The 7,485-nt window shown below is 43.4% G+C and carries 7 protein-coding genes and 1 pseudogene; 3 read left to right on the forward strand and 5 right to left on the reverse strand.

The window, feature by feature from the left end:
* Window positions 1–139: 139 nt before the first annotated feature.
* Complete coding sequence (gene trmB, locus B4J23_RS12325; protein WP_125279238.1) at window positions 140–856, forward strand: tRNA (guanosine(46)-N7)-methyltransferase TrmB; 717 nt, start codon at window positions 140–142, stop codon at window positions 854–856.
* Window positions 857–899: 43 nt separating this feature from the next.
* Here the strand turns inward: trmB and B4J23_RS12330 are convergent, their stop codons facing one another.
* The 5 genes from B4J23_RS12330 to B4J23_RS12350 form a co-directional block, all read right to left on the reverse strand.
* Window positions 900–1,676 carry a Rossmann-like and DUF2520 domain-containing protein gene (locus B4J23_RS12330; RefSeq protein WP_125279239.1) on the reverse strand — a complete coding sequence of 259 codons (777 nt, stop codon included), beginning with the start codon at window positions 1,674–1,676 and terminating at the stop codon, window positions 900–902.
* Window positions 1,677–1,759: 83 nt separating this feature from the next.
* Entirely contained in the window at window positions 1,760–2,557 is a 798-nt protein-coding gene (locus tag B4J23_RS12335; protein ID WP_125279240.1) for a thioesterase family protein, read from the reverse strand.
* 62 nt (window positions 2,558–2,619) lie between these two features.
* Window positions 2,620–3,291 carry a class I SAM-dependent methyltransferase gene (locus B4J23_RS12340; RefSeq protein WP_034702126.1) on the reverse strand — a complete coding sequence of 224 codons (672 nt, stop codon included), beginning with the start codon at window positions 3,289–3,291 and terminating at the stop codon, window positions 2,620–2,622.
* A 243-nt stretch (window positions 3,292–3,534) separates the two neighbouring features.
* The gene (locus B4J23_RS12345; protein WP_004782479.1) at window positions 3,535–5,223 is read right to left on the reverse strand and encodes an AMP-binding protein; all 1,689 of its coding nucleotides are present in this window, start codon (window positions 5,221–5,223) and stop codon (window positions 3,535–3,537) included.
* Window positions 5,224–5,320: 97 nt separating this feature from the next.
* Window positions 5,321–5,956, reverse strand: a complete 636-nt coding sequence (locus tag B4J23_RS12350) for a TetR/AcrR family transcriptional regulator (protein ID WP_004782481.1) — start codon at window positions 5,954–5,956, stop codon at window positions 5,321–5,323.
* Between the two features lie 146 nt (window positions 5,957–6,102).
* Here B4J23_RS12350 and B4J23_RS12355 point away from each other — a divergent pair, with 146 nt between their 5' ends.
* A complete protein-coding gene (locus B4J23_RS12355) occupies window positions 6,103–7,275 on the forward strand; it encodes an isovaleryl-CoA dehydrogenase (RefSeq protein ID WP_125279241.1) in 1,173 nt (390 codons plus the stop codon).
* Window positions 7,276–7,310: 35 nt separating this feature from the next.
* Window positions 7,311–7,485 (forward strand): annotated as a pseudogene (locus B4J23_RS12360) (methylcrotonoyl-CoA carboxylase); the annotation flags it as partial.

Genomic DNA, 7,485 nt, shown 5'->3' on the forward strand with positions numbered 1-7,485 from the left:
AAAGGGCCAATTGGCCCTTTTATTGTTTCATTGAATAAGCTCAATACCAGTTTTTAGTAGTGAATTCCCGAGAAAAGTTTGACTTGCTCCGCTCAGGACTTAAAATACCGCATTCTGAATTTTTAGATTTGCCAAAGTTATGTCGAACGATCAATTAGACCAGCAAGTCGTGGAGCTGGACAATTTAAGCGAGCACCGTGAAATTGTGACGTTTATGCGCCGCTCAGCGCCATTAAATACCTCTCAACGTACTGCGCTTGAACAATATGGTCACTTAATTTTGGAATATCCGGTAGGTGATTTGCGTCAGTATTTTGAACATCCTGAACGTCCGCTGACTGTCGAAATCGGTTTTGGTATGGGCCGCTCTCTGGTTCTCATGGCGAAAGCGAATCCTGAGCGTAACTTTGTCGGAATCGAAGTGCATGTACCGGGTATTGCGCAGTGCGTGTATGAAGCAGGTATGGCTGGCGTGACGAACTTACGTGTATTGGATGCTGATGCGATTCAGGTACTTCGTGAAATGCCAGACAATAGCATCAACACCGTTCAGCTGTATTTCCCTGATCCATGGCAGAAAAAACGTCACTTTAAACGCCGTTTTGTATCTCATGACCGCATGCCATTGGTTGAACAAAAACTAGAACTTGGCGGTACTTTCCATGCTGCAACAGACTGGGAACCGTATGCTGAGTGGATGCTGGAAGTTCTGGAAGAACGTCCACGTTTAGAAAATCTCGCAGGTAAAGGTAACAGCTACCCTCGCCCTGAATGGCGTCCACAAACCAAGTTTGAGCGTCGCGGAATCGAAGCCGGCCACAAGATTAATGATTTTATCTTTAAGAAAATTTCTTAATATCTATAAGTCTAAAAAGCGCTGATTATTCAGCGCTTTTTTATTAGGTCTGATGGCGTTCTAAAATCTGCTGACTGAGTAAGTTGTATACATTTGCCAAGTCTTGTCGCTGAGACTGCTCTAGCATCTGCTGATGTATATTCAAAATATTCTGATCACCACGCATCGCAGGTCCAGTCTGCCCCTGGCGAGGATCATTTTGCATCACTTTATTGGCTGTTTCCAGAATCAAGGGATAAAGCAGGCTAAAGTCTACCTGCTGTGCATCTACTATCTGCTTGGCTATGTCATAACAGTAATTACTAAAATTGCAGGCAAACACTGCAGCCAGATGCAAGCTCAAACGTTGGTCTGAACTATATTGATAAACTCGTTTACTTAGGCTATTTGCTAAATGAATTAGAATTTTTTGATCTTCTGGATCAGATGCTTCAATAAATAAAGGCGTATTTTCCCAGTCAATTTCACGTTCCAGACTAAAGGTCTGCAATGGATAAAAGACACCAGACTTTACATGTACATCTGCTAGAACATTCAGATGGGTACTACCCGAAGTATGTACAATCAGCACATCTTGCAAGTAAGAATGGACTTGTCTGATGACATTAGCAATTGATTGATCACTCACGGCAATGATCATCAAATCTATATCCTGATTCAGATTCTCAGGTTGAGCGATGGCTTGCGCTTTAAATTGATCAGCCAGTTGCTGTGCTTTATCCAGAGTCCGGCTGTAGATCTGTACAATTTCATGTTGTGCTGACAATGCACGGGCAAGATGATAAGCCACTCGCCCTGCCCCAATAATACTAATCCGCATTCATCAATATTCCTGAACCATTGCGCACAGCATGCCAATAAAAAAAGGATGAATCAATTCATCCTTTTGCTTTTAAATCAGTTTTAGAATTTTCGTAAAGTCAGAATCTGTTCACTGCGACCGAAAGGCCCGTGAATATCATGCAGCACACCACTGGTGAGACCAATCCCATCTTCACCATATTGTTGCACTACTTCCAGCCCCAACCATTCACCTTGCGGCAGACGGTACATATGAATCTGTAAATCTAGATTCGGGAATCCCCAGCCCGCATTCGGGTCCTGACGTGGCACAATGCCATTCGCGGTATCGACCATACCGAGTAAACGACTAAAATCTGTAGTCGGTTGTCCTTCTACCATATCCAATGAATTTCTGAGCCAGACAATGCCTTTGCCTGCACGATGATCAGGATGTGCACGGGTTTCAATACTTTGAATATAACCGCCCGGCCAGCAACTCATACCCTCCCAAACCGGTAAAAACTCAGGGCTTTCAATCGGAAAATCTTCGATACCTGCAATGGCCCGGCTATCCGAAGTCAGCATCCTCCAGGCACGAGCAACGATACAGGTTTTTCCATTGGCACACATTTCCGCCTCAATCAGTTCAATAGTTTTGCCAGGACGGATCATGCGTGTAGTAATAGAAAATTCACCAAATGCAATCAGCCCAAAAATATCAAGTCCAACCCGGCCAATGCGCATTTCTGATCTAGGCTGAAACTGTTCTAGTTCAACACATAGAATACCGGTTGCCGGTGCCATATGCTGTTCATGAGGATTCCACGCACCTTGAGCATGAATATTGGAACGATAATAGGCAGTATTACTGCCATCTGTATGCTGCTCGCGCTGGATCAAACTATAATATGCTGACATTATTCTTAAACTTCCTTGATTATTCTCTTAAACTTTAAAATTCATATAAAGTTTCATGATCTTTATTTTCTGAGTAAAAAACCATAATAATTCATGATTTGACTATAAATTTTGCGCTGTTTAAATCCGACTTTTGTTAAAAGTTCATTTGAATCTTCTACTGAAATCAGGAAAAAGTCCTGCTGCAATCTGGCCAGCATATTTTCGCTTTGCTGCACACTAAGTCCGGTTTGCTGTGCCATTTTTTGCATTACCTTTAATTCATTCTCATCTTCTGGTTGCATCAGATCATAGGTCAATCCGATCCCGCCAGCTTTAAGGCTCTGATAGATAGCCTGAAAAAAATCAGATTTCTGAGGTTCAGGAATAAAATGGACGACTAAAATAGCGAGTGCAGCATCGAATGAATTTTGTTGATCCAGTTCCTGAGTGGTGCACTGTATAAACTGAACTCGTTGTTCAGCGCCAATAGAAGCCAGCTGCTTCCTTGCCTGCTCAAGCATTGCAGCGGAAGGATCAATCGCAGTAAATGTCCAGTTTGGATGCTGTTGCAATAAATAAGATAGTTCATAACCAGTTCCGCAACCCACAATCAGGATATGTGCATTTTCTGGAAGCTCAGTACTGAGTATTGCTTCAATCTGTTGATGCACCAGTTCATAGCCAGGAATCAGTTTACGGATATGATCATCATAACTGGCGACCACCACTTCACTGTGAAAGTTTTTTGCCATCTGTTTACTCTGATTTATATAGAAATAGATTTTTATCTATTTAAAGAAATTGCTAAATACATGACCTCAATTTGCAAGATGGATTCTTCTTCCATTGTGCAGGTGCTTCGTTACTTTGACTGGGTAAAGTAACCAACCCCCCGCTGTTTCATTGATATGGCATCCTTGCCATACAATGAAACAGCGGCATCCATGCCGCCAGGTCATCTGATCAAATACTATTTAAACTTAGCTTTAATTAATTTAAGCAATCTCTTTTAAATTTAATTCTTCACGCATAAATTCACGCAACTTGAACTTCTGTGCCTTACCTGAAGCTGTCATCGGGAATTCATGGAAGAAACGCACATAACGTGGCACTTTATTGTGAGAAATATGCTCAGCACAATACTGGCGGATGGCTTCTTCGGTACATGGATCATTCTCATGCAGGATAATGCAGGCACAAAGCTCTTCACCATATTTATGGTCTGGCACGCCAATCACCTGCACATCCGACACCGCTGGATGGGTATAAAGAAAATCTTCAATTTCTTTCGGGAACAGGTTTTCACCGCCGCGAATCACCACATCCTTGATACGACCCTTGATTTTGACAAAGCCTTCATCATCCATTTCAGCAATATCACCGGTATGCATCCAGCGCGCAGCATCAATGACTTCCTGCGTCTTGTCCTGGTCCTCCCAATAACCGAGCATCACGGAATAACCACGCACACAGAGTTCACCCAGTTGACCGCGCGGCACCACCTTGCCATTTTCATCGACAATTTTCACTTCCAGATGCGGATGGACACGGCCAACTGTACTGACACGACGTTCAACACTGTCTTCAGTAGAACTCTGGGCACTTACCGGAGCAGTTTCAGTCATGCCATAACAGATGGTAATTTCGGACATATGCATCCGCTCAATCACGCGCTGCATAATTTCCTGCGGACACGGGCTACCCGCCATAATGCCGGTACGCAGACTGGATAGATCAAATTCGTCAAACTGCTCATGTTCCAGTACGGCAATAAACATGGTCGGTACGCCATAAGCTGCCGTACATTTTTCCTGCTGAATGGCTTTTAAGGTTTCCAGCGGATTAAATACGGCAGATGGATAGATCATGGCTGAACCATGGGTAATACAGGCCAGATTGCCCATTACCATGCCAAAGCAGTGGAATAGTGGAACAGAAATACAGACACGGTCTTCTGGACTTAAGTGAATCGCCTCACCCACGAAGTAACCATTATTTAAAATATTGTTATGGGTCAGCATTGTACCCTTAGGGTTACCTGTAGTGCCTGACGTAAACTGGATATTAATGGTTTCATCGAACTGCAAATCAGTGGAGATCTGTTGCAGTTGTTCCAGTTCTTGAGCACTTGGTGTAGGCATTAAATCTTGAAAACGATGAATACCCGTATGCTGCTGCTCATCAATTTTAATGACATGCTTTAAATGTGGGAGACGTTCTGCATTCAGTAATTTATTTTCAGCCTGTTTTAATTCAGGCGCAATTTTGGTCAGAATTTCCTGATAGTCCGTTGTTTTAAACTGCGATGCAATGACCAGTCCCTTACAGGACACTTTATTCAGGACATATTCCAGCTCATTGCTTTTATAGGCCGGATTCAGGTTAACCAGAATAATGCCTGCCTTGAAAGCTGCGAACTGGGTAATAGTCCATTCCACACAGTTCGGCGACCAGATCGCCAGACGGTCACCTTTTTGCATACCCAATTTCAGCAGCTGACAGGCAAAGGCATTGACCTGATCCTGTAGCTGCCGATAACTCAGGCGTATGTTCTGATGCATGCTGACGACTGCATCGCGATCTGCATACTGCTCGCAAGCTTGATCAAATTTTTCACCAATCGTCATGCCCAATAAAGGCTGGCTGCTGGTTCCATAGGCATAGCTTAACCGTACTTGTGTCATTGAATCGATCTCCTTGATTCTTTGTAATTCTGATTTTCAACTTTACTAATTGTTTTATGACTACGACGACCTTGTCTATGTGCCTGTTTTTGTGTGTCTATGCTGCTGAATTTCCCTCCTGTCGATGTACTGCGTTAACACAAAAATCGGCAATCTGTTTGACAAAGTGATCCTTGTAGTTCTGATCAAACATCACATTACGGGACGGATTCAAAGGTTCAATCACGACAAAGGTCATGGCACCCACCACGCCCAAAGCTGCCGTATTTAAATCTTCAAATTCGAACTCTCCATTCACCTTTCCTTCGGCCAGGATTTCCTTAATGCTCTGTTTAAGCAGCTGTTTACTGCGAAAACGCTCATGTTCCATTTCCGGATCAACCGGTTCAAACATAAGTGAATACGCCAACTGGGGGCTATTCATGGCACGTTTCACAAAAGTTGTAACAGATTTTTGCAATTTTAGTTTTGGCGATAAATCCGACCCGGCGATGGAAACAAGAATTCCAACTTCATGCTGAATCGCTGCCGACAAAACTTCAATCAAAATCTGGCTTTTGTTTTCAAAATATCGATATACCAGGCCTGTAGAAACACCTGCGCGTTCTGCAATCGCCTGAATCGACGCCTCTTTAAAGCCCCCTTGAGTAATCAGTTCACGAGCAGACTGTAAAATCGACAAACGATTTTGTTCCATTCGTTCCTGCATCAGTGATGATCTTTTATAACTCATAATCTTATTCTCAACCAGATAAAATGAATTGTAAATCATTTTGTGAATATAGGTTCACTTTTTTAATTTTTCGTTGTATGTTAAAAAAACAAGCACAACAAAAATGCTTTTGGACACAACAAATATAATCTCAGGATGGATGAAGAATGAATTTACAAAGCTTAGATTTCGGTTTGGATGAAACTCTTATTGCGCTTCGTGATTCAGTGGCCGCATTTTGCGCCAAGGAAATTGCCTCAATTGCCCAGCAGGTTGACCGTGACAATGAATTCCCGGCTCACCTCTGGAAAAAATTTGGTGATATGGGTCTACTTGGTTTAACGGTCAGTGAAGAATATGGCGGTACCAATCTGGGGTATCTGGCCCATATTATTGCCATGCAAGAAATTTCCCGTGCTTCAGCATCCATTGGTTTGTCCTATGGCGCCCATTCTAACCTATGTGTAAACCAAATTAAGCGAAATGGTAATGAAGAACAAAAACAGCGTTATCTGCCAAAACTGATTTCTGGCGAATATGTCGGTGCATTAGCAATGTCTGAGCCGAATGCCGGATCAGATGTGGTTAGCATGAAACTGAAAGCTGAAGACAAAGGCGATCATTATCTACTCAACGGTTCCAAGATGTGGATCACTAATGGTGGTGATGCCGATGTACTTGTCGTCTATGCCAAAACCGATTTACAAGCTGGCGCCAAAGGCATGACCGCCTTCCTGGTTGAGAAAAATATGCCAGGTTTTAGTCACGGCACTCATTTAGACAAACTGGGTATGCGTGGTTCCAATACTTATCCCCTGTTTTTTGACAATGTCGAAGTTCCTAAAGAAAACGTCCTTGGCGGTGTCGGCAATGGGACTAAAGTGCTGATGAGCGGTCTGGACTATGAACGTGCTGTTCTCAGTGCTGGTCCATTGGGCATTATGGATGCCTGCATGGATACCGTGATTCCTTATATTCATGACCGCAAACAGTTTGGTCAGGCACTCGGTGAATTCCAGTTGATGCAAGGCAAAATTGCTGACATGTACTCTACCTGGCTGGCATGTAAGGCGCTGGTGTATGCCGTTGGTGCTGAATGTGACAAGGCTGATCATAGCCGTAGCCTGCGTAAAGATGCTGCCAGTGCCATTTTATATGCCGCTGAAAAAGCTACATGGATGGCGGGTGAAACCATTCAGACCCTAGGTGGGAACGGTTATATCAACGAATTTGCTGCAGGCCGTTTGTGGCGCGATGCCAAACTCTATGAAATTGGCGCCGGAACTTCCGAAATCCGCCGTATGCTCATTGGCCGTGAGCTCTTCAACGAAACAGCCTAAACATTAACACTTAGAATCAGACAAGGATGTTCGTCATGAATCAGTTACAGAGCAAAATCAATATACGTAGTGAAGAGTTTAAGACCAACCAGGCTGCCATGCTGCAACTGGTGGATGACCTTAAACAGAAAGTAGAAAAAATTGCCTTGGGTGGCGGAGAAACTGCCCGTCAGAAACATCTGGATCGCGGCAAATTACTGCCGCGTGAAC

Source organism: Acinetobacter sp. UBA3025 (assembly GCF_002367915.1).
In the GTDB taxonomy this organism is placed as follows: Bacteria; Pseudomonadota; Gammaproteobacteria; order Pseudomonadales; family Moraxellaceae; genus Acinetobacter.

Excerpts from the sequence above, each read along its gene's own strand:
- trmB (WP_125279238.1), top strand. The coding sequence starts at position 140 with ATGTCGAACGATCAATTAGACCAGCAAGTCGTGGAGCTGGACAATTTA.
- B4J23_RS12340 (WP_034702126.1), bottom strand. The coding sequence starts at position 3,291 with ATGGCAAAAAACTTTCACAGTGAAGTGGTGGTCGCCAGTTATGATGAT.
- B4J23_RS12330 (WP_125279239.1), bottom strand. The coding sequence starts at position 1,676 with ATGCGGATTAGTATTATTGGGGCAGGGCGAGTGGCTTATCATCTTGCC.
- B4J23_RS12345 (WP_004782479.1), bottom strand. The coding sequence starts at position 5,223 with ATGACACAAGTACGGTTAAGCTATGCCTATGGAACCAGCAGCCAGCCT.
- B4J23_RS12350 (WP_004782481.1), bottom strand. The coding sequence starts at position 5,956 with ATGAGTTATAAAAGATCATCACTGATGCAGGAACGAATGGAACAAAAT.
- B4J23_RS12335 (WP_125279240.1), bottom strand. The coding sequence starts at position 2,557 with ATGTCAGCATATTATAGTTTGATCCAGCGCGAGCAGCATACAGATGGC.
- B4J23_RS12355 (WP_125279241.1), top strand. The coding sequence starts at position 6,103 with ATGAATTTACAAAGCTTAGATTTCGGTTTGGATGAAACTCTTATTGCG.